Raw genomic sequence first — 22,940 nt, 5'->3', positions numbered from 1 at the left:
TCATCTCCGCGTGATCCGCAGCGTCTTCGCCTCGCCGCCGTGGACGATCAGCGCGTAGATCGCTGACACGTCGAAGCAGACCGCGAGGATGGTCCAGGCCGGATAGGCCGTGACGAATCCGAGGTTCACCAGCGCGTTGACGGCGGCCACGACCACGCCGACGACACGCGCCCATCGGTATCCGAGCACGACCCCGCCGCCGGCGGCCACCAGCACCGCGCCGAGGACCAGGAGCGCCCATCCCCAGACGGCGTAGTTGACGTCGATCGCCAGGCCCGAGGCCGACGAGCGGTAGAAGTTCTCGTCGAACCCCGCGACGAGCCCCTGGACGGCGTTGATCAGGCCGGCGCCGCAGAGCAGGATGCCGATGAACACCACCCAGCCGAGCCACGCGGTGGCCACCTCGGGCTCGGCGGGCGCGGGTGCTTGCTCGCTCTCGGTCATGACGGGTCAGTTCCTTCCGGTAGGCGGCAAGGGATCTCAGCGGTACGGCCGCGGCGCGGGACGGACGGCCGTGTGCGCGGAACCGGCGACCAGCGAGCCGATGGCCACCCCGAGGATGAAGTTGAGGCCCGCGGTGAACAACCGGGAGCCCAGGTCCTGGTCGGTGACGAAGGGCGCCAGCATCGCCACCACGGTCGCCAGCGTCATGACCCAGCCGAAGAAGAGCATGGGCCGAGGGGTGAACAGGAGCAGCAGGTGCATCACCCCGGTGGCCACCAGGCTGAGCAGTGCGGCGCCCAGCGCGTACCAGCCGGTGCTGGCGTCACCCCACACGCCGGCGCCCTTGGGCGCGAGAACGTCCACATGGAAGAGCCCGCGACCCACCAGGACCCCGACTATCGCGATGAGCGCGGCCACGACCGCGGTCGCCGCTCCGCCGGCCCACAACCGGCCGGCGTTGAGCGCCGGCCGCGGTGACGGACTCGTGGACTGGTACATCGCCGTCATGGCGTTCCTCCTCGGCACCCGCGGCTACCGTGGCCGCTCGTGGGCCGAGCGTCGTCGGCGGGCGGGCCGCAGTGCCTCATCCGGGCGGGGTGAACCCGGGGAAATACCTCGTCAGGGATGAGGGTCAGGATGCCGCGGCCGGGACACCATGGCTGCGACGCCGGCGCACGCAGGAGGCGGACCGGGGCGGACCGATGTCGGGAGCGAGCGATGACAACCTTCACCGTGTGGAAGTTCGACGACCCGGACGGCGCGGACCATGCCGCGCGGATCCTCACGAACGCCGAGGCGGACGGCCTGGTCAAGGTCGAGGACCATGCGATCGTGCGGTGGCCGGCCGGCGCCTCGCACCCCAGCACCACCCACGGGCACGAGGGCGTCTGGCAGGGCGCGGGCTGGGGCGCGATCTTCGGCCTGCTCATCGGCACGCTGTTCTTCGTGCCGCTGGTCGGTGGCCTGGCCGGTGCGGCGCTCGGCGCCCTCGGCAAGGCGACCGAGGACGCCGGGATCGGCAAGGAGGAGCTGGCGAGGATCCGCGCCGAGGTGACGGCCGGCACGTCGGCCCTGTTCGCCGTCACGGACCAGGGCGACCTCGACCGCCTGGGCGAGCGGTTCCGCGGCATGCGGAGCAAGCTGATCGCCACCAACCTCACCGATGCCGAGCGCGGCGTCCTGTTCGAGACGTTCGGCGGCGAGTGAGCCCGGTCCGGCGTCAGAACGGCGTCGGTACGTGCCGGACGGACAGCTCGGCCTCACGGTAGCCGTTCGGCTTCTGACGTTTCGGCAGCGTCACGTCGAGCGGCTTCAGCGGCCGGTAGGGGATGCTGCTGAGCAGATGACTGATGACGTTGAGGCGGCCGCGCTTCTTGTCGTCGGTGTTCGCCACGTACCACGGGGCCCAGGCGGTGTCCGTGGCGCGGAACATGGCGTCGCGGGCGCGGGAGTAGTCGTACCAGCGGCCGTACGAGCGGAGGTCGAGGTCCGAGAGCTTCCAGACCTTGCGCGGGTCGTTGATGCGGCTCTCGAGGCGCCGCGTCTGCTCGTCCGCACTGACTTCCAGCCAGTATTTGAGCAGGATGACCCCGGAGTCGACGATGGCCCGCTCCACTCCGGGGACCGCCTCGAGGAAGTCGTGGGTCTGCCGTTCGGTGCAGAAGCCCATGACCCGTTCCACGCCCGCGCGGTTGTACCAGCTGCGGTCGAAGATCACCACGTCGCCGGCGCCGGGCAGGTGCGGCAGGTACCGCTGCAGGTACATCTGGGATCGCTCACGCTCGGTCGGGGCGGGCAGTGCCACGACCCGGAAGACCCGCGGACTGACCCGTTCGGTGATCGCCTTGATCGTGCCGCCCTTGCCGGCGGTGTCGCGGCCCTCGAACACGATGCAGACCTTGGCGCCCGTACCCTTCACCCACTCCTGCAGGGCGACCAGTTCGCCGTCCAGGCGGCGCAACTCCCGCTGGTACTGCTTGTTCTTCATCCGCTGAGTCATGGTGTCCTCCTTGCGTGTCCGCGGATGGTCCGGTCAGTCGCGACGGGCTCGCGCGGGCGTGACCGCGCTCCGGGCGTCGAGGATCACCTCCGGTGCACGGCTGCGCCGGATCGCCTTGACGACCTCGACGACCAGCGGCAGCGCCGAGGCGAGCAGGAAGCAGATCAGCCACTGCCCACCGGTCAGCGCCTGGGTCAGCAGGCTCCGTTGCAGGAAGTCGATCCGGGTCGCGGCCACCACCAGCCCGACGGGGATCAGTCCGATGGCTGCCGCCTTCAGCACCGGGGGGAGCAGACCGGCGGCGGGATCGCGGCGGTTCACCAGCGCGTTGCCCACCGTGCCGAGACCCATCACCACGAACGTCATCGTCATGGCGGCGCTCGGCGCGTCGGTGCGGGGCGTGTCCGGGCCGGCGACCAGCGGCGTGAGCGCGGCGAGGAAGAGGACCGCCGCGTAGAGCAGCCACGTCAGCACGGCTGTCCGGTTGGTGATCGGTAACCGGGGATCGCGCGGTGGCCGGCGCATGACCTCGGAGTCGCCCGGGTCCACGGCGATGATGACGACGCCGACGGCGGTGGCGCAGAAGAACAGGTAGAGCACCATCGAGGGAGTCAGGGCCACGCCGTGGTTGATGTCGAAGGCGGTGGCGGCCACGAAGAGCATGACCAGGGACAGCAGCTGGGTCATCTGGTAGCGGACGTACGCGACGATCTTGTCGTAGACGCGGCGGCCGATTTCCACGGCGTGCACCAGGGTCCCGAAGTTGTCGTCGGTGAGGATCAGCCGCGCCGCCTGCTTGGTGACCTCGCTCCCGCTGCCCATCGCCACCCCGATGTCCGCCTGCTTGAGCGCCGCGGCGTCGTTGACGGCGTCGCCGGTCATCGCGACGATCAGGCCCTGCTCCTGCATCAGCCGCGCCAGGCGCAGCTTGTCCTGGGGCGAGACCCGGCCGAAGACGTGCAGCTGGGGCAGCAGCCGCGCCAGCTCCTCGTCGGTCAGCTCCGCCAGCTCCTTGCCGCTGATCGCGCCCGGCCCGAGTCCGAGCGTCTCGCCGATGGCCTGGGCCGTCACGGCGTGGTCCCCGGTGATCATGCGGACGTCGATGCCGGCGCGCAGCGCGGTCCGGACGGCACCTGCGGCCTCGGCACGCAGCGGGTCGATGATTCCCACCATGCCGACGAAGCCGAGGTCCCGGGTCAAGGACATGGGATCCGTGGTGAGCGCGGTCTCCTCGGAGGCACCGACGATCCGGGCCGCGAAAGCGAGGACGCGGAGACCCTTCCCAGCCATCCGCTGGTTGGCGGCGGTGATGTCGGCGTAGGCCTCGCCGATCGGCGTCTGGGAGCCGCTCAACGGGCCGCCGGCCCGGCTGCACCGCGCCAGGACCACGTCCGGCGCGCCTTTGACCAGCTCGATGACGCGGTCGGTCCCGGATACCGGGTACCGGTGGAAGGTCGCCATGAACTTGTAGTCCGAATCGAACGGCACCTCGGCCAGGCGCGGATAGGCGCGCCGCGTCTCGCCGGCGTCCACACCCAGCTTCGCGGCGAGCACCACGAGCGCCGCCTCCGTCGGGTCGCCGACCACGCTGCCGTCGTCGCCGACCGTCGCGTCGCTGTCCAGCGCCAGGCCGAGGGCCAGCCGGGTGAACTCGGGCACCGGCGTTCCCGCCGCGGAGGTGACGGCTCCGGTCTTGCGGTAGCCCTCGCCCTCGACGGCGTACCAGGCGCCGCCGGCGTAGAGCTGCGAAACCATCATCTCGTTCATCGTCAGCGTGCCGGTCTTGTCGGTGTTGATGGCACTGGTGGCACCGAGCGTCTCGACGTCGGTGAGGTTCTTGACGATGGCCTTCGCCTCCGCGAGGCCCTTGGCGCCGTACGAGAGCAGCCCCGCCACGAACGCGGGCAGGCCGGTCGGGATGGCCGAGATCGCCATGGCGGTGCCCAGCAGCAGGAGCTGGTCGAGGGACATACCGCGCGCCCAGCCCACCACCACGATGAACGCGACCGCCGTCCAGGCGACGATGCCGAGGACCTTGGTCAGCGAGTCGAGCTCACGCTGCAGCGGCGACCGGGTGCGGTGCACCGCGCTCAGCATCGTCGCGATCTGCCCCATCTCGGTCCGCATGCCGGTCGCGGTGACGACCATCGTGGCCGTACCCCTGGTCACCGACGTGTTCTGGAAAAGCATGTTCGACCGGTCGCCGATGGCGACGTCACCGGCGGGCAGCGCGCGGGCTTCCTTGGCTACGGGCACGCTCTCGCCCGTGAGCGCCGCTTCCTGCACCTCGAGGGTGGCTGAGTGCAGAATGCGGCCGTCCGCGGGAACCAGGTCACCTGCCTCGACACGGGCGATGTCGCCGGGAACCACTTCCGTGGCGGGCACCAGCGTGGGCTCGCTGTCGCGGACGAGCCTCGCCTGTGGCACCTGCATCTTGGACAGGGCGTCCACACTCGCCCGTGCCTTGAGTTCCTGCCGCGCACCGAGGACCACGTTGAGCAGGATGAGCAGGCCCACGATGATCGAGGTCGAGAACTCGCCGATCAGGATGCTGACGACGACCACGGCCACGAGCATGATGTTCATCGGATCGCGGAGCTGCTGCATCGCCACCGCCCACGCCGACGGAGGCTTCTCGGCGGCCAGGCGGTTCGGTCCGTACCGGCAGAGCCGGGCCGCTGCGTCGCGGGGAGCCAGCCCGCGGTCGGGGTCGGTCTCCAGCGCCGCCACGGTGGCCCTGGCCGTCTGGGCGTACCACGGACGGCGGCCGTCGGAGGCGCCGGGCTTCGTCTGCTCGATGGTGCCGATCTCGTCGGTCATGGCGTGCCCCCTCCGATGCCGGCCGGAGGTTCCCGCTCGGCTCGGGCTCCACCTTCGCGGCTGTCCCCGCGCAGGTCCCTCACCCGGAGGGGATGGTTTCGCCGCTCCTGCTCGATCGCGTGTCCCACTACCGCCGCCAGCAGCAGGCAGAACGCCAGGATGTACAGCCAGCCGATGTAGGTGAAGGCGACGCCGATGGCACCGTAACGCTCCTCGCTGGTACGCAGCGCCCACGGAAGGTACCGGGCGCCGACGGGCCGGACCGCGAGCATCATCAGACCGAAGGCGAGGCCGCCGGGCAGCGCCGACCGGACCGGCAGGGTGTGTGCGAGCAACAGGAGCGGCAGGAGGACCGCGAGCGTGCAGTCCGCCAGCAGGAGGAGGACGGCCGACCACACGGCGGCCAGAGGCATTCCGGCGGTGAGCCGGCCGAGCATGCGCGTACCGACGGCGAACAGCGCCAGCAACAGAACCGTGGCGAACCATCGCCAGGCAGCCCTCGGACCGGTGGGCGTGCGGGGCACCGACCACACGGCTCCGTAGGCGCGGGCGAGTGCCCGGGCGAGCCCGGTGGAGGACAACAGCACGACCAGACTGCCGAGCACCCCGAAGGCACCGATGCCCTGGTGGCTGAGTGCCTCGTCGATGACGCGCCGGGAGGACTCCGGTACGTGCGCGAGGTCCGAGATATGACTGGTCCGGCTCGGTCCGAGCACCGCGCCGAGCAGAATCAGGACCGGAAAGACGGACGTGAACGCCTGCGCCGCCAGCGTCATCGACCGGTCGAAGATCTGCACCCGGGCGAACTCCGTGGCGATCCGGGCCGGCAGGATGCGGGGATCCGGTGTGCGCCGCACAGGTCACCTCGACGGTCCGCCGCGTGCGCCGTCCGCGGAGATCAGGGCGCCGATCCAGCGCGTCGCCGGGTCGATGTCCACGAGCAGGCCCTTGGCCAGCAAGCTCAGAGGGATCGCCAGGAGGGCGCCGAGAGGACCGAGGACCCACGACCAGAAGATCAGGGACAGGAACGAGGTGGTGGCCGACAGTCCGACGGCATCGCCGACGATCTTCGGCTGGATCACCGACTGGATCACGAAGTTGACCACGCAGTACAGCCCGATGACCGCGGCCATCCGCGGTGGGCCGCCCTCCAGGAGAGCGAGCAGGGCCGGCGGCACCAGGCCCACCACGAAGCCGATGTTGGGGATGTAGTTGGTGATGAAGGAGAGCAGTCCCCACAGCAGGGGAAGCGGGATGTCGAGCGCCCACAGCACCAGCGTGTCGATGACCGCGACGATCAGTCCGAAGATCGTCGAGACCAGCAGGTACCGCCGGGTTCCCTGGGCGAAGGAGCGCAGTGCGCCGATCACCTCGGGGCGTTGCGTCGCCGCGGTCGCGAGCCGGACGGGGAAGTGGACGGCGTCGAGGCACAGGAAGAGCAGCACGGCGAGCAGGAAGACGCCGTTGGAGAGCAGCCCGAGAACCCCGCCGAGCGTGGTCAGCACCAGTTCCGCGACGCCGCCGGGTCCGATCTGGCCGGTGAGGTCCTGCACCCGTTGCCCGTCGACTCCCATGGCCTCGAGCGACCGGATGGCGGCGCCGCGCAACTCCGCGAACTGGCTCTGGTACTGCGGCATCAGGTCGACCAGGCGGGTCACCGACAGCACGAGGGCGACGCTCAGCGCGCTCAGCACGAGGTACACCGTCGCGATGAGGGCTGCGGCCGCCGCCCAGGCCGGCGCCCCCCGGCCGCGCAGCCAGGTGCTCAGCGGGCTGGCGGTGACGGTGAGCATGAGGGCGAGAACGACCGGGCCGAGGATGTCGGAGACCGAGCGCAGGCCGGCCACCGACACCACGACGCTCGCCAGGCCCAGCAGCACGATGACTCCGCGAGGCAGGGCGGAGCCGCCGTTGCTCACGCCGCCGGACGGGCGGCTCACCCTCAGGGTCCCTGGACCTCGTCGCCGTGCACCGCGAGCGCGTAGATGACCAGGATGTCGGTCGCGATGACGATGACGCACCAGATCGGGTAGGCCGGCAGGAAGGCGATGTTCGCCAGGGCGCTGAGCACGGCCACCACGATGCCCAGCACACGGGCCCACATCTGGCCGAGCAGGACGCCGATGCCGATGGCGATGGCGGCGAGACCCAGGAACAGGTGGGTCCACCCCCAGGACGTGTAGTCCATGGTGAGGGTCAGGCCGTTGCGGGTGACCAGATATTGATCCTCCTTGAAGAGGGCGACGAATCCCTCGATGGCCTGGAAGCTGCCCAGCATCACCAGCATGATGCCGCCGAAGACGACGAACCCGGTCCACCCGCTGCGCGCCCGGGTCGGCGTCTCGTACGGACCGTCAGCGGTGTAGCCGCGCTTCTCCTGGGTGTCCGACATGACGATGCCACCTCTCTGGTTTCCTTCGGTCGTCCGGCCGCTCGACCGGACGTCATGTCCGGCGCCGTGGCGCCGGCGCCTGCGGCAGGTCCTTGACCGCCGCCGTCAGATACGGCCCCACGAGGGCCAGCCGTGACCCGCCGTCCGCGGCCACCTCCATCCGCGAGCCGTCCCACACCAGCAGGCAGACGGCGATCGGCTGCGCTCCGCATCGCCTGACGTCGTAGGCGGGCAAGGTGTACACGCCGGCCGACACCGCGGCCCGTACGGGGATGATGCGGCTGACCACCGGTCCGCGCCGGACCACCAGCACGTCGTCCACCCATGCCGCCCACATCGGTCGCGACCACCGCCGTCCGAGCCGGGGCCAGATGGCCGACGGGTATCCGCAGGTGCGGATCCGGCACCGGAAGGCGTCCTCGAACCGGACGAAGCGTCGCCGGCTGCGGTACGCCGCGATGTCGGCGGCGATCACCACGCCGAGGAAGGCCGCAATCATCAGCGACGTGAGCACGGGAGCCTCCCTTCGGCTGTCGTTCGCATGGTTGCCCGGCGGGCCGGGCCTTCGCGCCATCCGCCGCGGGTGAGATGGGCGTCGGCCGACCATTCGCCCGGGACGATCCACCGGTCCGTGCCACGCGTTGAGATGGGGCGTGACCTCGAGCGCCCTGGCATTGATCGCGGCCGCCGTGTTCGCCTGGGGAGCGTTCTCGGCGAGGCTGGAACGCGCCGACCTCACCGCCCCGATCGCCTTCGTCGGCGTCGGTGCCCTGCTGGCCGGCGTCTCGGACTTCGGTGCGCACGCCGACGCGGCCGGCGTCACCGTGCTGACCGAGGCGACGCTCGTCTGGGTGCTGTTCTCCGATGCGGCCCGGGTCGGCTTACGCGAGCTGCGCGGGGACGCCGCCGTGTACGGCCGGCTCCTCGGCCTGGCCCTGCCCCTGACCGTGGTGGGCGGAGCCGTCGGCGCCTGGGCGATCCTCGGCTTCTCGACGCCGTGGCTGGCGTTGCTGATCGGCGCCGCCCTCGCGCCGACGGACGCTGCCCTGGGTGCGGTCGTGATCACCCATCCCGCGGTACCCGCCCGGGTCCGGCGCCTTCTGAACGTGGAGAGCGGGTTGAACGACGGCATCGTCACGCCGGTCGTGATGGTGGCGCTGGCCGGGGCCGCGTCGTCACCCGGTCATGCCGGGGCGAACGTGGGCGCGGCCGCCCTGCAGCTGGTGGGCGGCGCGCTGATCGGCGTGGGCATCGGCGCGGGCGGGGGAGCCCTGCTGCGGGTGGCAGCCCGGCGCCGCTGGGCGGCCGACAGCTTCGCCGGCCCCGCGGTCCTGGCCCTGGCACTGGTGGCCTACGCGGCATCATTGGCCCTGCACGGCAACGGATTCGTCGCCGCCTTCGCCGGGGGCCTCGCTTTCGGGCACGTCGCCGGCCGGGGCGGTCCGCGCGAGGTCTTCTACGTCGAGCAGTCCGCCGGGCTGGCCTCACTGCTGGTCTGGCTGCTCTTCGGTGCGGTCGCCGTGCCGCTGCTGTACGGCCGGATCGACGGTGCACTTCTGCTCTACGCCGTGCTGAGCCTGACGGCGGTACGCATGATCCCCGTCGCCCTGAGCCTCGTCGGCGCCCACCTCGGGACCCGTACCGTCCTGTTCGTCGGGTGGTTCGGTCCGCGCGGGCTGGCCTCCGTCGTCTTCGCGTTGCTGGCCGTGGAACGGCTGGGTGAGCGCGCCGGCCCGGCCGTCGCCGTCATTGTTCTGACGGTCCTGCTCAGCGTGGTGCTGCACGGCGTGACCGCCGGTCCGTGGGCCGTCCGGTACGGGGCACACATCCGCTCGGACCACGAGGCCCGGCGAGCGGTATGAGTGAGCGGAGAACGCCGATCGTCGCGGTGGTCCTGCTCGGCTGGGCGGCGCTGGGCATCACGATCGGCGTCCTGCCGGGAATCTCGGCTGCGAGCGGGTGGGCCGTCCTGCTCGCCGCGGCCGTGCTGGGGTTGCTCGGCGCCGTTCTGCGCCCGGCGGCAGCGACGTTGCTCGCCCGCATGGGCTGGGCCGGCGTCCTCGGCGGCTGGCTGCTGGGCCACGCGCTGATCGTCTATCTCGCCCTGTCCCTGGTACCGGGTCTGCACGTCGCCGGCTTCCGGGCAGCGTTCTGGGCGTCCTGGCTGTACGCCGCCCTGGCCACCATCGGACTCTGGTTCGTCACGGCCGGTCAGCCGGCGATGATCACCCGGCATCTGCTCCGGGCGAACCGCCGACACCGGCGTGCCGCCCCCTCGAGCGACGTGCCGGGCGTGCTCTTCATCCAGATCGACGGGCTGTCCGCGCCGCTGGCCCGGTGGGCGATCGACGCCGGTTGCCTTCCGACGGTGGCCCGGTGGTTGCGCTCGGGCAGTCACACGCTGACGGAGTGGCATGCACAGCTGCCGGCGACCACCCCGGCCAGCCAGGCCGGCCTGCTGCACGGCGCGAGCGCCGCGGTGCCGGCCTTCCGCTGGTACGAGAAGGATCCGGGCCGCCTCGTCGTCACCAACCGACCGGCGGACAGCGCCCTGGTGGAGGGCCGCCTGAGCAACGGACGAGGCCTGTTGGCCGACGGTGGTGTCAGCGTCAGCAACGTCTTCTCCGGCGATGCCCCGACGAGCCTGCTGACCATGAGCACCGTCGGGTCCGGGGCGCCCGGCCGTCCCGACCGCTACGTCGGCACGTACCTGCTCGATCCGTTCGGCCTCACCCGTTCACTCCTGCTGACCGTCGGCGAGATGGTCAAGGAACTGCATCAGGCACGGCGGCAGCGACTGCGTCAGGTGCGGCCGCGGATCCGACGGACGGCGTCGTACGTGCTGCTGCGGGGCGTCACCAACGTGCTGCTGCGGCACCTCAATCTCTCGATCATCGCCGAGCACGTCATGCGGGGTGCTCCGGCCATCTTCTGCGACTTCGTCGACTACGACGAGATCGCGCACCACGCCGGGCCGGCGCGTCCGGAAGCCCTGGCGGCGCTCGAAGGCATCGACGGAGTACTAGCGACATTGGAGGAAGTCGCGGCGGCGGCTCCTCGCCCGTACCGGTTCGTGGTGCTCTCCGACCATGGGCAGAGTCAGGGGGAGACGTTCGCTCAGCGGTACGGCCACACTCTGGAGGAGCTCGTCCGTTCGCTCAGCGCCACGCCCGGTCCGGCCGTCGAGGCGGCCGGGGGCGACGAGCAGGCCGGCCGGGCCCGGGCGTTGCGGGCCGGGCTGGTGGGCGGCACGGGCCGGAGAGCCGAGGAAATCCGTGCCGTGCCGGAGATCGTCGTGGCGGCCTCGGGCAATCTGGCCCTGCTGTATCTGGCGCGGCATCCCGGCCGGATGACGATGGAGGACATCGAGGAGCGGTTTCCGCGGCTGCTTCCGGGGCTCGTGGGCCACGCGGGTATCGGGTGGATCATGGTCCGGTCGCGCCGGCTCGGCCCGGTCGTGCTGGGCCGAGCCGGGCGCCACATCCTCACCGGCGGCCGGGTCGAGGGTGAGGACCCGCTGGCGGGGTTCGGCCCGCCGGCCGCGGCCGACCTGCGCCGCCACGACACGCTGCCGCACGTGGGCGACATCGTCGTGAACAGCCTGCTGGATCCGGTGACGCAGGAGGTCGCGGCCTTCGAGGAGCTGATCGGCTGTCACGGCGGCCTGGGCGGGTGGCAGAGCCGGGCGATGCTCATCCATCCCGCGGCCTGGCCCGTCACCGAGGAGCTGGATGGTGCTGACGCCGTACACCGGCAGCTGGTGCGCTGGAGGGAACGGCTGATCAGCGGGGTGGGGCCGGCCGGGACTCCGAACCCTCCTCGGGGGGAAGCCGGCGCACCTCGATGAGGCGCAGGCCGAGACCGTGGATGCGCGAGATGAGACCGACGACGGCGGACTGATCCGGCAGGGATCCGTGCAGCACCGTCTCGGGCGGTTCGACGCTCACGGTGAGATCCCGGAGTTCCGCGAGCAGCTCTGCCGGGATCTCTCCGGAGACCCTGACCTGATATGACGCCTCGGGCATGATCTTTCCCTCCGTCGCCCGCGCCCGCCGAGCGGTCATCCCGCGAACCTGCCGCTGCGCTTCAACTCGGCCCGCATCATGGCGACCTCGTCCGGGCCCGGGACCACGATGCGCGGATCCGGGGTGAAATCGAGGTCCGGGTCGCGTTCCTTGTAGTCGATCGCGCCGAGGATGACCTTGATCGTGTTCAGCCGGGCCCGTTGCTTGTCGTTGGAGCGGATGATCTGCCAGGGGGCTGCCCTCGTGTCGGTGCGCACGAGCATCTCGTACTTTCGATTGGTGAAGTCGTCCCAGCGGTTCTGGGCCTGCATGTCGATCTCGCTCAGCTTCCACCGGCGCAGCGGGTCGGTCAGCCGGCGTTCGAAGCGGCGGGCCTGCTCCTCCTTGGTGACGCTGAAGTACAACTTGACGAGTACCGTGCCCTGGCGCACCAGGTCCTTCTCGAAGCCGGTCACGCCGCGCAGGAAGTCCTGGTACTCCTTCCGGCTGCAGAAGCCGAAGACCCGCTCCACCATCGCGCGGTTGTACCAGCTCCGGTCGAACAGCACGATCTCGCCGCCGGTGGGGAACTGCGCCACGTAGCGCTGGAAGTACCACTGGGAGCGCTGCTCCTCGGTGGGTCGTCCCAGCGCCACGACACGGTAGTGCTTCTCGTTCATGAAGCGGGTGACGCGCCGGATGGCGCCTCCCTTGCCCGCCGCGTCGCGGCCCTCGAACAGCACGATCATCCGTAGGTCTTCGGCCTCGAGGTGGCGCTGGAGCTTGAGCAGCTCGACCTGCCACGGCCGCAGGCAGTGATCCGCCTTCAGCTTCCGGCTCAGTGCCGCGCGTTCGCGCCGGAGCGTCGCGAGTTCCCGCATCGCCTCCCGGTACGCCGCGGCAAGGTCTGCCGGGGGCCTCAGCGGTGGAGACGCGGGCATCGTGGTCCTCCTTCGAGCGGCTGACTCTCAGCCTCGGGCAGCGGTGGTCGGCGGACGTCATCCCGGACGAGTGACGCATCAGATGAGTCCCAGCGAGCGGGCTCGGCGAACGGCCTCGTTACGCCGCGACGCGGAGAGTTTGCGCAGGATGCTGCGGACGTGCGTCTTCACCGTGTTGACCGAGACGTACAGCGTGGCGGCGATTTCCTCCGTCGGCAGCATCCCGGCCATGCCCTCCAGAACGTCCATCTCGCGACGGCTCAGCGACTCGACGATCACCAGGGTGCCGGGCTCGGGTGCCCGCGCGGCCGGCGGCGGAGGCGTCGGCGTTCCGCCCTGCAGGCTCCGGTACTGCTGGGACAGTTCGTCGTCCTCACGCAGCACGCGGCGCAGCCGTGCCCAGACCTGCTGCACGGCGCGGCGATGCGCGTCCGGGGCGGCAGCCCGTACGGCGTGCCGCAGGGCGCTGCGAGCACTCTCGGCGTCGCCCGTCCGGTCGGCGATCGTGGCCATGATCAACCACGCTTCCACGCAGATCGGCGGGGCGAGTCCGGCCGAACTCAGCACCGGCACGAGGGTCTCGGCCGCCCGTTCCGCCCCGCCGTCCGCGGCCAGGGCGGCGGCGTGGAGTACGACGACCTCCGGCGGGTGGGGCTGCGGGAACCGGCCGACCACCTCGAGCGCCTCCCCGGCCCGGCCGGTCACGATGAGCAGGTGGCCCCGGGCCACGGTGATCTCCCGCGCGAGCCACTCCGGTGGCACGGGGCCGGGCCGGGCCGACGCCTCCTCGAGCAGGCTCAAGGCCCCGCGGAGCTCACCGCGCGCCTGCAGCCGGCGCGCCTTGACCAGTGCGAACGCGGCGGCGGCAACTGCTTGGTCGCGCGGATGGCGCTTCGGGTCGGCGGCGCGTAGATGGCGTCCCGCCGCGTCGACGTCGTACCGCTCCATCGCCACCCAGGCGAGTGCCACGCGGGCCACGATCGGCCTGCGCGCCTGCTCCAGCCCGCATCGATCGGCCGCGTCGACGGCCTCGGACGCCAACTTCTCGGCGTGCCGCAGACGACCCCGGTAGGCCTCGATGAGCGCGAGGTGCTGGAGGCAGTCGATCGCCAGGTATCGGCATCCCGTTGCCGTGGTGGCTGCCACCTCCGCCAGGCACACCGCGGCCGCGTCGACCGCGCCGAGCCGGCTGTGCGCGAATCCCTTCGCCGCCAGCGTCAGCATCCGCAGCTCGGGGCGCTTCTCCAGCACCTCGGGCGGCGCCTCGGCGAGGGCCTGCTCGGTGGCCGGGCTCAGCTGCAGGACCTCGCAGTGGTCGTCGCGGGCCGCCGCCACCAGAACGCTGAGCACCGAGTCTGCCAGCGCCAACGCCTTGCTGTACTCCCAGCCGCGGCTGATGACCAGGTCCTGCGCCCGGGCCAGATGGCGGGCGGCGCGCTCGACCGCAGCGTCGCCGAGGTCGAGCGCGGCGATGACGGTCGCGACCTCCGCGTCGTCGTAGTCGTCCGGGAGCTGTCCCAGGAGCGCGCCCAGCCGGCCGGTACGTCCCTCGACCACCAGCCGGCCGATCGCGTAGTGGTCGATGGCGACCGAGGCAGCCGTGTGCCAGTCCTGCGCTTTGACGGCGTGGTTGACCGCCTCGACCGTCTGGCCGTGAGCCGCGAACCATCGTGCCGCGTGACGATGCAGTTCCGGGGCCCGCTCGGGGGCCTCGCACATCAGCTGGGCGCGGAGCAGCTCGGCGAAGAGCCGATGGAACCGGTACGCCGCCGAGTACTCGGCCGCGGGCTGGACGAACGCGTTCCGGCGCTCCAGCTCCACGAGCAGCCGGCGGGCGTCGCTACGCCGGGTGACGGCTTCGGCCAGCTCAGGGGTGAACGTGTCCAGAATGCTGGTCTCCAGCAGGAACGCCCGGACGTGCGGCGGCTGGACGCGCAGCACCTCGTCCACGAAGTACTCGGCGATGGTCGCCTCGTTACCGGTGATCGTGTCGACGAGACGGTCGGCGTCGCGGTGGTCCTGCAGCGCCATGGCGAACAACCGCAGGCCGGCCGCCCATCCCTCGGTGTGTTCCAGCAGCGACGTCAGTCCGGCCGGGCTCAGGTCGACCCCGTGCAGGGTGAGCAGCTCGGCGGCCTCCTCGGTGGTGAATGCGAGGTTCTCGCTGCGGATCTCGATCAGCCGCCCGGCGAGCCGGTACCGGTGCAGCGGCAGGGGTGGATCCCATCGGCCGATCAGCACGAGCCGCAGCATCGGGCTGGCATGCCGCAGGACGAACTCCAGGTCCGTGGCCCACTGTTCCCCGCCGACGCACGAAACGCCGTCGAGGACGAGCAGCAGCGGCCGGTCCTGTTCGGCCAGGTCGGCCGCCAGGCGGACCAGAAAGGAGCGGTCCACGCCCGCGCGCGACGGCAGTGGGGTCAGCGACGGCGACACCGGCACCCCGGAGCGCCGGAGCGCCGCCACGACGTAGGTCCAGAACGCCGATGACTGATCGTCTTCTTCCTCCAAGGTGATCCATGCGACGGCGGTGTTCGTGGTCCCTGCGCGGATCCATGAGGCCACCAGTTGGGTCTTGCCGCTGCCGGCCGGTCCGACCACCAAGGTGACCGGAATGTCCCGGCGGGCGGCCATCGCCTCGAGCAGGCGCGGGCGCGCCACCATGAAGCGTGGACGTTCGGGTATCTCGAATTTGGACTCGAGCAGGGGATCGCCATCCGTCACCGGACCGATCGGGGGCGTGGTGAGAGCAAGATCAGCACGCACGGGTCCTCCCTCCTGTGGTGCAACCACGGAGCTGCGAGACCCAGCCTTGCGGCTGGGCGGGGGCGCCACATCGTCCGGATCGGATAATTTCTGTCCCGTTCCTCCTCAGCGGATGGTGTGCGTCCGGGCACTGTGGGTGTTCGGTCGCAGACACGGGTCGATCTCATCGCCGGAGGTGCGCCATGGCAGGTCGGACGGTACGAGGCAGCAGCGCGACACCGGACGCCGAACCGGCCGGAGCACGCCCTACGCCCGAGGTGCGACTGGCGGCGGGGCGTGCGTCCCGTGCTGAGGCTCCCCTCGACGCGCATGCGCAGGTATCGGCGACCGGCGAGCGAGCGGATGCCGTCGACGTGCTCGCCGCCCAAGCGGCGACCCGGGTGCCCGAACTGGTTCCCATCCGGTACGGCCGCATGCTCGTCTCGCCCTTCTCCTTCTTCCGCGGCGCCGCCGCGGTCATGGCGGCGGATCTCGCCCGGACCCCGGCATCGGGATGGACGTCTCAGCTCTGCGGGGACGCGCATCTGCTCAACTTCGGCGTGTTCGCCTCCCCCGAGCGGCGGATGGTTTTCGACATCAACGACTTCGACGAGACCCATCCGGGACCGTGGGAGTGGGACGTCAAGCGCCTGGCGGCGAGCCTCGTCGTGGCCGCCCGGGACAACGGCTTCGGCCGCAAGGTCCGCTCCGGCATCGTTCTCGCCGCCGTGGGCAGGTACCGCGAGGCGATGCGGCGCTTCGCCGGCCAGCGAACGGCCGATGTCTGGTATGCGCACGCCGACCTCGAGGAGGTGGAGGAGCTGCTGAAGGCCCATCTCGGCAAGGCCCGCCGCAAGCGCTTCGCCGAGGCCCGGGCGAAGGCGCGCACCCGGGACAGCATGCAGGCGTTCCGCAAGATGACGGCGCTGGTGGACGGGCAGCGCCGGATCGTCGCCGACCCACCGCTGCTGATGCCCGTACAGGATCTGCTGCCGGATGCGGACCGCGCGGAACTGGAGCGGCAGATGCGTGACCTGCTGGCCGGGTACGCCGCCACCCTGGCTCCCGATCGGCGCCACCTGTTCACGTCGTTCCACTTCGTGGACCTGGCCCGGAAGGTGGTCGGAGTGGGCAGCGTCGGTACCCGCTGCTGGGTGGTGCTGCTCAGCGGCCGTGACGAGAACGACCCGCTGCTGCTGCAGGTGAAGGAGGCGCCGCCCTCGGTCCTGGCCGCGCACGTCCGGCCCCGGCCGGATGCCGCATGGCATAGCGAGGGGGAACGGGTCGTGTCCGGCCAGCGCTTGATGCAGGCAGCCGGCGACATCTTCCTGGGCTGGCAATCCTTCGCCGGCTTCGACGGCCGCACGCGCGACTTCTATGTGCGGCAGCTGCGGGACTGGAAGGGTTCCGCCGTGGTCGCGACGATGGACCCGGAGGCGATGCGCGTGTACGGCGCCCTCTGCGGATGGACCCTCGCCCGCGCCCACGCGCGCACCGGCGACCGCATCGCGATCGCCGGATACCTGGGCGACGAGGACACCTTCGACCAGGCGCTGGTGCAGTTCGCGGAGAACTACGCCGACGTCAATGAACACGACTACGAATGCCTGGTCGCGGCCGCACGCTCCGGCCGGATCACCGTGCGTGAAGGGGTCTGAACCCGTCAGACCGGCGTCTCCCTGCCGGCCTCGCGCAGCCGGGCGTGGAACAAGCCGAGGCGGTGCAGCCGCTCGAGCCGCCGGACGGTGAACGGGTGCGAGCGGGGAAGCTGGGAGAGGCCCACCCAGAATCCCCTGAGCCGCTCGCCCTGCCGGACCAGCTCGTCCACGTCGACGACGTTCTCGGTGTGCCGGCCCGAGGCCAGCAGGACCAGTCCGGTCGTCCCGAGGGGTTCGAGATGGGCGCCGTGCCGGTCGCACGAGTATTCGCGCAGCCGTGACAGCGCCGGGCCCAGCAGCGGAATTCGTTCGGAGTACGCCACGGCGAGCTGATACCACAGGGACACGTGGTGCAGCCGGATGTGGCCGAGCTCGTGGCCCAGGATGAACCGCAGCCCTTCCCGGTTGTCGTGGTACAGGTTCGCGAACAACTCGTTGGACAACACGACGTAGTCGTGGCCGGTGGCCTGTGCCGCGAAGGCGTTCAGGGCGCCGTTGCCGTTGGCGAGATAGATCTGCGGCCGGCGCCGGAGTCCGAGGCGGTGCGCGAACTCGTCCACCATGCGATACAGATCGCCGTACTGGCGCGGTGACAGTTCCACGGCGGTGCCGCGTACGGAGGCCCGCTGCGTCTCCCGCACCACGATCAGGAACGGGACGAGAAGGAGCAGGCCGATGAGGGCGGAGCGCACGGCCGTCGCCCAGCCGGATTCCTGCAGGCGCTCCGGCAGCAGCGGCAGCATCACGGCGGCCTGGATGATCAGGCCGATGATGAGCACGTTGAGCACCGCCATCAGGACGAAGAACGGCAGCTCGGCGGGGTGCCGCAGGCCGCCGGTGGTGGTGGTGTGCTGCGGCTTGGACGTCTTCACAGCGGTCCTCCTGTCCGGGCACTGATGCTGGCGCCGAGCGTCCGCCGTGCCAGCCCGTGGCCGCCTCATCCCGGTGAGATGAGGTCCCCGGTGCGATGCGGGGCGAGACTGCCGGAAGTCCCGAGCTCCCACACGGAGGCGACCATGATCGACGTCAGAACCGGCGGGACGCCGGCGCCGGTGTCCTCGCGTCCGGCGCAGCGTTGGCTGGCCCGGCTCTCCTTCGCCGCGGCCGCCGCGGCGACGGCTCTGGTGCTGGTCGTGGCGGGGCTGCGTGCCGGCGTCCTGCTGCTGGTCGTCGCGGCAGCGGGCATGGCCGTGACCCTGGCGGCGGCTTGGTGGTTCCTGACGCACCGCGGGTTGCGGCGGGCGCTGGCCGGCGCGGCCGTCGTCCTCGCCCCGCTCATCGTCGCCATCCTGTACGTCCATGCCCGGCTCTTCTGGGTCGTGGTCGTGTTCGCGGTGCTGTGGTCTGCGGCGCTTGCGGCGGGTCGGCGGGCCCTTTCGACAGCCGAGGCCGCGCCGCCCCGCGAGTACGACACCCCGCCGCCGGCGCGGCCGTATCTGATCATGAATCCGCGGTCGGGCGGCGGCAAGGTCGTGCGGTTCGATCTCGTACGGCGGGCGCAGGCGCTGGGTGCGGAGGTGCTGCTCCTGGAGAGTGGCGGCGCGACCGTGACCGACCTGGCCCGGCAGGCGATCCGCGACGGCGCCGACCTGCTGGGTGTCGCCGGGGGCGACGGCACTCAGGCCCTGGTGGCCGGGATGGCCGCCGAGCACGGGCTGCCGTTCCTGGTCATCGCCGCCGGCACCCGTAACCATTTCGCCCTCGACCTCGGCCTCGACCGGGAGGACCCCGCCAGGAGCCTCGACGCGCTGACCGACGGCGTCGAGGTGCACGTGGACCTCGGCATGGCGGGGCAACGGACGTTCGTCAACAATGCCTCGTTCGGCGCGTACGCGGCTGTCGTGCAGAGCCCCGCCTACCGCGACGACAAGACCCGTACCACACTGGACATGCTGCCCGGCTTGCTCACCGGGAGCCAGGGAGCCCGGTTACGGCTGCTGGCCGGCGACCGGGAAGTGGCCGGGGCGCAGGCCGTGCTCGTCAGCAACAACCCGTACGCCGTCGAGGACATCGCCGGCCTCGAACACCGGCCCCGGCTCGACGCCGGCGTCCTCGGCGTGCTGGCCGTCAGGGTGCGCGGCGCCGTGGACGCGGCCGGCCTGATCCGCGGGCGGCGCCGGGCGAAGTCGCTCACCGTGCTCACCGCGCGGGAAGCCGTGATCGACGCCGACGCGCCCACGGTGCCCGTCGGCATCGACGGAGAGGCCGTGACCATGCCCACTCCTGTACTGTGCACGATCGTGCCGGGCGCCCTGCGCGTGCGGGTGCCCCGGCGGCGTCCCGGCGTCCCCCCGCCGAGGCCGGAGCTGGACTGGGCCCGGCTGCGCCGGCTCGCCCTGTCCACCGGCCGCCGATGAGCGCACCCGGCCCCGCCGGGCTCGTGATCGCGCACCTGTCCGACCTGCACCTGGGGGCGCACGATCCGGACACGGTGGAGTCGGTGGTCGCCGACGTCGCGGCCGTACGCCCGGCGCTGACCGTCGTCACCGGCGATTGCACCATGCGTGCCCGGAACCGCCAGTTCCGCCAGGCCCGGCATCTGATCGACCGGCTACCGGCACCCCGGCTCGTGGTGCTCGGCAATCACGACGTTCCCCTGATCAGCGTCCGGCGGCTGGTCTCGCCGTACCGGCGTTATCAGGTCCTGATCGAGCCGGACCTGGAGCCGGTGGTGCGGCTGCCCGGGCTGACCGCGCTCGGACTGGCCACCGCACCCGCCTGGCGGTGGAAGAGCGGAAGGGTGTCGCGGCGTCAGAGCGACGCGGTCGTGGCGGTGCTCGCCGCCGCGCCCCTCGGTGACGTCCGGCTGCTGGCGGTGCACCATCCACCTCGGGCGACGGGCCTCGCCCGGGTCGCGGGGCGCGGCCGGCTGTTGAGCGCCCTCGCCGTCGCCCGTGCGGACCTGGTGCTGGCCGGGCACACCCATGTGCCGGCATCGGGGACGGTCCGGACGGCCGGCACCTCGCACCGGCTGATCGAGGTGGTGGCCGGCACCGCCACGAGCCGGCGTACCCGTGGGGTCGGCCGGTCCTGGACCGTGATCCGGATCGACGAGGAAGCCGTCCATGTCGAGGAGCGTCACCAATCCGGTGCCGGGTGGCGCACCGGTCCCGTCCACCACTGGCCGCGGCGGACCTGAGTCAGCCGACGCGGATCACGGCGGTACGAGCCAGCTTGTCGTGGACCGCCTGGTGCCGGCGGTCCACCAGCACCCACACCGCACCGAGCGGGAAGTACGCCAGCACGACCGCACGGACAGCCGCGGAGAGCCAGGACAGATCGGGCGAGCGGACGGCGACGACCCGCAGGCCCAGCAGCGCCATGCCGGGAGTGCGGCCGGCGAGCGCCCAGAACAGCATGCTGTAGGCCGCCAGCATGGCCGGCAGCACGAGGAGAACGGCCGAGGCGGCGGAGCGGGTCACGTCGTGTATCTCGGTGCCCATGACCGAGGTGATCAGGCCGGCGAGGGCGGCGCCCGCGGTGAAGAACACGGAGACGATCAACGCGTCCAGTGCGTACGCGATCGTCCGGCTGACCGGGCCGGCGTACCTCCGCGCCGAGGTGCTCACAGGTCGGCGGGGGGCGCCGGTTCCGGCCGGGGAGCACGGTGGAACACGCGGAACGTCAGCCTGTCGACCGCGGTGTCACCAGCGTCGGCGCCGGCCCGCAGCCGGCCGACGAGCTCGTCGACCATGCTCTCGCGCTGCCCGCGGATGAGGGTCTGGATCCGGTCGGGCTCCTTCTCCAGCAGCAGAAGGACGTCGTCGAGGACGGCGCGTATCACGGGCCGGAGCACCCGCTGGAGCTGATGGTCCACGACCCGGTCGATCAGCGGGGACGCGGCGACGGCGGTGACCGCCGCTTCGGCCGCCGCCGTGGTGCGTCGGCGGTAGCGTGCACGCTCCACGGCCCCTCGTGCGGCGAGCTCGGTGAACTGCTGCCGGCGCGACTCCGCGGCCCGGCGAAGATCGCGGATCAAGCCGGCCGTGGCCTCCTCCGCCGCCATGGCGGTCCCCAGAGCCGCATCGCCCCACCGGGCGAGCCCGAGGGGTGACCGGTCAGCCGCCGCATGCTGGTTATCCGTGGTCGTCATGGCTTCACGGTGCCGCGTCGGACCGGGAAAGGAGCCACCCGCCAGGGATGACTCCGCGGGGAGCACACGACACGGATGCAGCCGGACATGAATCCGGCTGCATCCTGGGGAGTGGTCGTCAGCGGCGTCGCCGGGACACACGGCGTGCCGTGCGGCGTGCCGTACGCCGGGCCACCCGGCGGGATCCGAACATGTCCGTACCTCCTTCTGCCTGGGCAGCGCGCTATCGAGCGGCCGCCGTCTCGAGGTCGTGCAGCTCCTTGGCCTCCTCCGCGGTCGCCAACCCGATGCCGACCAGGTCGAGCGGGCTGATGAAGCCGTCGCCGATCCGGTAGCCGCCGGCCCGCGCGATCGCGTCGCGCAGCGGCACGGCCCAGTGGTGCTCGATGAGGAGCAGCGCCGCGGCGGTGTCGTCGGGAATCTCCGCGATGATGTCCCAGGCATCGGCGTCGGTGAAAGCCTGCAGGCCCTGCGTCGCCGCGGTTTCCGCGCCGGCGGCCGCGCCTGCCTCCGCGCCTGCCTCCCCGTCGATGCCGAGCCCGACCAGGGCACCGATCTTGCTGCCGAGCTCCACGGCTTCCTGCGTGGAGAGGTTGCTCAGGTGCTCGACCTCGATCTCGCCCTGCGAGTCCTTGTACACGGCGAGCGCGTCGATGACGCGCACGGTGTCGCTCTTGCGGAGCCGCTCCAGCTCCGCGATGACCTCGCCATGGAAGTTCGGATGATTGAAGCCGAGCACGATCATCTGGACCGGACCGATGGCCATCTGCTGGCTCTCCTTCCTGATCGGACAGAACGGTGGGCGGATGCCACTCCCGCCCGATCCTTCGAGCCGCCACCGGATCCCACCTCATCCAGGATGGATGAGCTGGACCCGGAGGAGCTCGACCCCGGACCGGTCCAGGCGGATGAGCAGGTGGCGCAGTTCATCCGCGGTGAGCCGGGCCTGAATCGTCGAGTGCCGGGGTACGGCCTCGCACCGCACGCCGGCAAAGGCCGAGCGGAGCACCGGGCCGAGGAAACCCTCTACGCAGATCTCGTACTGCACGCCCATCGGGGACACAGCCTCCCTCGTTCGGTGACGAGTCGGATCCTTCCCACCGTGCCCGTGCGCCGGCTTCTCTGCTTCATTCGTGCGGAATGAGGTCGGCCGAGGGCCCGCCTGACTGACTGGGGGGACCAGTTCAGCGAAGGGATGTGTACGAATCATGGCTACCCTCGTCGCCATCGGCTACCCCGACGAGACCACCGCGACCGCTGCGTCGCTGGAGGCTCAACGGCTGGCCAAGGACCTCATCATCCAACCGGACGCGATCGCGGTGATCATCCGCGACCGCGAGGGCAAGTTCCACGTCACCACCAACCACCACGCGGTGGGTGGCGGCGCCACGTGGGGCATGTTCTGGGGCCTGTTGTTCGGCATGCTGTTCTTCATCCCGTTCCTCGGCATGGCCGTCGGCGCGGGCCTCGGTGCCCTGATGGGAAAGATGACCAAGGGCGCGATCAACAAGGAGTTCCAGTCCCAGGTGCGCGACATGCTGCAGCCCGGCACGTCGGCGTTGTTCCTGGTGGTCGAGCAGGTGACACCTGACAAGGCCGTCGAGGGCCTGTCCCGCTTCGGCGGTACGGTGCTCAAGTCGTCGCTGCCCAAGGAGACCGAGGCTGAGCTGCAGGAAGCTCTGCACGGTGGGGACGAGGGCCGGCAGGCCGAGCAGGCGGCCGCCACACCGGCGCCGTAGCGGACCGAGCAGGATGCCGGCCGGCATGGGTCCGGGCCGGCATCCCGCGTTCCGGGCCCGTTCATCCCCGCGAGATGACGTGCGCACCGGGGGCGCCCGTGACGC

General features: G+C 71.3%; 23 protein-coding genes. 7 read left to right on the top strand and 16 right to left on the bottom strand.

Features of this window, described 5'->3' with window-relative positions:
• Both ACIBO8_RS21135 and ACIBO8_RS21130 read right to left on the bottom strand, forming a co-directional pair.
• The gene (locus tag ACIBO8_RS21135) at positions 1-444 is read right to left on the bottom strand and encodes a hypothetical protein (RefSeq protein WP_396116974.1); all 444 of its coding nucleotides are present in this window, start codon (positions 442-444) and stop codon (positions 1-3) included.
• 36 nt (positions 445-480) lie between these two features.
• Positions 481-951 carry a DUF6069 family protein gene (locus ACIBO8_RS21130; RefSeq protein ID WP_396116973.1) on the bottom strand — a complete coding sequence of 157 codons (471 nt, stop codon included), beginning with the start codon at positions 949-951 and terminating at the stop codon, positions 481-483.
• A gap of 210 nt (positions 952-1,161) precedes the next feature.
• Here ACIBO8_RS21130 and ACIBO8_RS21125 point away from each other — a divergent pair, with 210 nt between their 5' ends.
• A complete protein-coding gene (locus ACIBO8_RS21125; RefSeq protein ID WP_396116972.1) occupies positions 1,162-1,650 on the top strand; it encodes a DUF1269 domain-containing protein in 489 nt (162 codons plus the stop codon).
• A gap of 13 nt (positions 1,651-1,663) precedes the next feature.
• On the opposite strand, the gene ppk2 (ACIBO8_RS21120) is transcribed toward ACIBO8_RS21125, so the two are convergent.
• From ppk2 (ACIBO8_RS21120) to ACIBO8_RS21095, 6 genes are read right to left on the bottom strand one after another with little or no spacing between them, the layout of a single operon-like run.
• A complete protein-coding gene (gene ppk2, locus ACIBO8_RS21120; RefSeq protein ID WP_396116971.1) occupies positions 1,664-2,443 on the bottom strand; it encodes a polyphosphate kinase 2 in 780 nt (259 codons plus the stop codon).
• Positions 2,444-2,476: 33 nt separating this feature from the next.
• Positions 2,477-5,263, bottom strand: a complete 2,787-nt coding sequence (locus ACIBO8_RS21115; RefSeq protein ID WP_396116970.1) for a cation-translocating P-type ATPase — start codon at positions 5,261-5,263, stop codon at positions 2,477-2,479.
• Positions 5,260-6,120: a YhjD/YihY/BrkB family envelope integrity protein gene (locus tag ACIBO8_RS21110; protein ID WP_396116969.1), complete on the bottom strand. Its 861-nt coding sequence runs from the start codon at positions 6,118-6,120 to the stop codon at positions 5,260-5,262. Before ACIBO8_RS21110 ends, ACIBO8_RS21115 begins: the two co-directional genes overlap by 4 nt.
• 3 nt (positions 6,121-6,123) lie before the next feature.
• Positions 6,124-7,203: an AI-2E family transporter gene (locus ACIBO8_RS21105; RefSeq protein ID WP_396116968.1), complete on the bottom strand. Its 1,080-nt coding sequence runs from the start codon at positions 7,201-7,203 to the stop codon at positions 6,124-6,126.
• Between the two features lie 2 nt (positions 7,204-7,205).
• Positions 7,206-7,655: a hypothetical protein gene (locus tag ACIBO8_RS21100; RefSeq protein ID WP_396116967.1), complete on the bottom strand. Its 450-nt coding sequence runs from the start codon at positions 7,653-7,655 to the stop codon at positions 7,206-7,208.
• 52 nt (positions 7,656-7,707) lie between these two features.
• Complete coding sequence (locus ACIBO8_RS21095; protein ID WP_396116966.1) at positions 7,708-8,169, bottom strand: hypothetical protein; 462 nt, start codon at positions 8,167-8,169, stop codon at positions 7,708-7,710.
• Positions 8,170-8,308: 139 nt separating this feature from the next.
• Here ACIBO8_RS21095 and ACIBO8_RS21090 point away from each other — a divergent pair, with 139 nt between their 5' ends.
• On the top strand, positions 8,309-9,517 hold the full coding sequence (locus tag ACIBO8_RS21090; protein ID WP_396116965.1) for a cation:proton antiporter: 1,209 nt from the start codon (positions 8,309-8,311) through the stop codon (positions 9,515-9,517).
• A complete protein-coding gene (locus ACIBO8_RS21085) occupies positions 9,514-11,502 on the top strand; it encodes a phage holin family protein (RefSeq protein ID WP_396116964.1) in 1,989 nt (662 codons plus the stop codon). Before ACIBO8_RS21090 ends, ACIBO8_RS21085 begins: the two co-directional genes overlap by 4 nt.
• Here the strand turns inward: ACIBO8_RS21085 and ACIBO8_RS21080 are convergent.
• The 3 genes from ACIBO8_RS21080 to ACIBO8_RS21070 all read right to left on the bottom strand — a co-directional run bounded on the left by ACIBO8_RS21080 (position 11,438) and on the right by ACIBO8_RS21070 (position 15,366).
• The gene (locus ACIBO8_RS21080) at positions 11,438-11,719 is read right to left on the bottom strand and encodes a hypothetical protein (RefSeq protein WP_396116963.1); all 282 of its coding nucleotides are present in this window, start codon (positions 11,717-11,719) and stop codon (positions 11,438-11,440) included. The two genes, ACIBO8_RS21085 and ACIBO8_RS21080, sit on opposite strands and share 65 nt — an antisense overlap.
• A complete protein-coding gene (gene ppk2 / locus ACIBO8_RS21075) occupies positions 11,716-12,600 on the bottom strand; it encodes a polyphosphate kinase 2 (protein WP_396116962.1) in 885 nt (294 codons plus the stop codon). The genes ACIBO8_RS21080 and ppk2 (ACIBO8_RS21075) overlap by 4 nt, the downstream gene beginning before the upstream one ends.
• Before the next feature lie 78 nt (positions 12,601-12,678).
• On the bottom strand, positions 12,679-15,366 hold the full coding sequence (locus tag ACIBO8_RS21070) for a LuxR C-terminal-related transcriptional regulator (RefSeq protein ID WP_396116961.1): 2,688 nt from the start codon (positions 15,364-15,366) through the stop codon (positions 12,679-12,681).
• Between the two features lie 182 nt (positions 15,367-15,548).
• Between ACIBO8_RS21070 and ACIBO8_RS21065 the strand changes: the two genes are divergently transcribed.
• Positions 15,549-17,003 (top strand): DUF2252 domain-containing protein, encoded by a 1,455-nt coding sequence (locus ACIBO8_RS21065; RefSeq protein WP_396116959.1) that lies wholly within the window; start codon positions 15,549-15,551, stop codon positions 17,001-17,003.
• Positions 17,004-17,008: 5 nt separating this feature from the next.
• On the opposite strand, the gene ACIBO8_RS21060 is transcribed toward ACIBO8_RS21065, so the two are convergent.
• Complete coding sequence (locus ACIBO8_RS21060; RefSeq protein WP_396116958.1) at positions 17,009-17,875, bottom strand: M48 family metallopeptidase; 867 nt, start codon at positions 17,873-17,875, stop codon at positions 17,009-17,011.
• Between the two features lie 144 nt (positions 17,876-18,019).
• Between ACIBO8_RS21060 and ACIBO8_RS21055 the strand changes: the two genes are divergently transcribed.
• Together ACIBO8_RS21055 and ACIBO8_RS21050 are read left to right on the top strand one after the other, a co-directional pair.
• On the top strand, positions 18,020-19,360 hold the full coding sequence (locus ACIBO8_RS21055; protein ID WP_396116956.1) for a diacylglycerol/lipid kinase family protein: 1,341 nt from the start codon (positions 18,020-18,022) through the stop codon (positions 19,358-19,360).
• A complete protein-coding gene (locus ACIBO8_RS21050; protein WP_396116955.1) occupies positions 19,357-20,142 on the top strand; it encodes a metallophosphoesterase family protein in 786 nt (261 codons plus the stop codon). The genes ACIBO8_RS21055 and ACIBO8_RS21050 overlap by 4 nt, the downstream gene beginning before the upstream one ends.
• A 1-nt stretch (position 20,143) precedes the next feature.
• Here the strand turns inward: ACIBO8_RS21050 and ACIBO8_RS21045 are convergent, their stop codons facing one another.
• The 4 genes from ACIBO8_RS21045 to ACIBO8_RS21030 all read right to left on the bottom strand — a co-directional run bounded on the left by ACIBO8_RS21045 (position 20,144) and on the right by ACIBO8_RS21030 (position 22,150).
• On the bottom strand, positions 20,144-20,572 hold the full coding sequence (locus tag ACIBO8_RS21045) for an RDD family protein (protein WP_396116954.1): 429 nt from the start codon (positions 20,570-20,572) through the stop codon (positions 20,144-20,146).
• Entirely contained in the window at positions 20,569-21,096 is a 528-nt protein-coding gene (locus ACIBO8_RS21040) for a hypothetical protein (protein ID WP_396116953.1), read from the bottom strand. The genes ACIBO8_RS21045 and ACIBO8_RS21040 overlap by 4 nt, the downstream gene beginning before the upstream one ends.
• Before the next feature lie 223 nt (positions 21,097-21,319).
• The gene (locus tag ACIBO8_RS21035; RefSeq protein WP_396116952.1) at positions 21,320-21,862 is read right to left on the bottom strand and encodes a hypothetical protein; all 543 of its coding nucleotides are present in this window, start codon (positions 21,860-21,862) and stop codon (positions 21,320-21,322) included.
• Between the two features lie 84 nt (positions 21,863-21,946).
• Complete coding sequence (locus tag ACIBO8_RS21030; RefSeq protein WP_396116951.1) at positions 21,947-22,150, bottom strand: hypothetical protein; 204 nt, start codon at positions 22,148-22,150, stop codon at positions 21,947-21,949.
• A gap of 154 nt (positions 22,151-22,304) precedes the next feature.
• Here ACIBO8_RS21030 and ACIBO8_RS21025 point away from each other — a divergent pair, with 154 nt between their 5' ends.
• Positions 22,305-22,835 (top strand): DUF1269 domain-containing protein, encoded by a 531-nt coding sequence (locus ACIBO8_RS21025; protein WP_396116949.1) that lies wholly within the window; start codon positions 22,305-22,307, stop codon positions 22,833-22,835.
• Positions 22,836-22,940: the final 105 nt, after the last annotated feature.

This window comes from Actinoplanes sp. NPDC049681 (assembly GCF_044465265.1).
Lineage (GTDB): Bacteria > Actinomycetota > Actinomycetes > Mycobacteriales > Micromonosporaceae > Actinoplanes.
This window is presented reverse-complemented; position numbering and strand designations above follow the sequence as displayed.

Coding starts and splice junctions, on each gene's coding strand:
- ACIBO8_RS21125 (WP_396116972.1), top strand. CDS start 1,162: ATGACAACCTTCACCGTGTGGAAGTTCGACGACCCGGACGGCGCGGAC.
- ACIBO8_RS21030 (WP_396116951.1), bottom strand. CDS start 22,150: ATGGGCGTGCAGTACGAGATCTGCGTAGAGGGTTTCCTCGGCCCGGTG.
- ppk2 (WP_396116962.1), bottom strand. CDS start 12,600: ATGCCCGCGTCTCCACCGCTGAGGCCCCCGGCAGACCTTGCCGCGGCG.
- ppk2 (WP_396116971.1), bottom strand. CDS start 2,443: ATGACTCAGCGGATGAAGAACAAGCAGTACCAGCGGGAGTTGCGCCGC.
- ACIBO8_RS21050 (WP_396116955.1), top strand. CDS start 19,357: ATGAGCGCACCCGGCCCCGCCGGGCTCGTGATCGCGCACCTGTCCGAC.
- ACIBO8_RS21025 (WP_396116949.1), top strand. CDS start 22,305: ATGGCTACCCTCGTCGCCATCGGCTACCCCGACGAGACCACCGCGACC.
- ACIBO8_RS21085 (WP_396116964.1), top strand. CDS start 9,514: ATGAGTGAGCGGAGAACGCCGATCGTCGCGGTGGTCCTGCTCGGCTGG.
- ACIBO8_RS21100 (WP_396116967.1), bottom strand. CDS start 7,655: ATGTCGGACACCCAGGAGAAGCGCGGCTACACCGCTGACGGTCCGTAC.
- ACIBO8_RS21135 (WP_396116974.1), bottom strand. CDS start 444: ATGACCGAGAGCGAGCAAGCACCCGCGCCCGCCGAGCCCGAGGTGGCC.
- ACIBO8_RS21080 (WP_396116963.1), bottom strand. CDS start 11,719: ATGACCGCTCGGCGGGCGCGGGCGACGGAGGGAAAGATCATGCCCGAG.
- ACIBO8_RS21055 (WP_396116956.1), top strand. CDS start 18,020: ATGATCGACGTCAGAACCGGCGGGACGCCGGCGCCGGTGTCCTCGCGT.
- ACIBO8_RS21035 (WP_396116952.1), bottom strand. CDS start 21,862: ATGGCCATCGGTCCGGTCCAGATGATCGTGCTCGGCTTCAATCATCCG.
- ACIBO8_RS21115 (WP_396116970.1), bottom strand. CDS start 5,263: ATGACCGACGAGATCGGCACCATCGAGCAGACGAAGCCCGGCGCCTCC.
- ACIBO8_RS21040 (WP_396116953.1), bottom strand. CDS start 21,096: ATGACGACCACGGATAACCAGCATGCGGCGGCTGACCGGTCACCCCTC.
- ACIBO8_RS21130 (WP_396116973.1), bottom strand. CDS start 951: ATGACGGCGATGTACCAGTCCACGAGTCCGTCACCGCGGCCGGCGCTC.
- ACIBO8_RS21065 (WP_396116959.1), top strand. CDS start 15,549: ATGGCAGGTCGGACGGTACGAGGCAGCAGCGCGACACCGGACGCCGAA.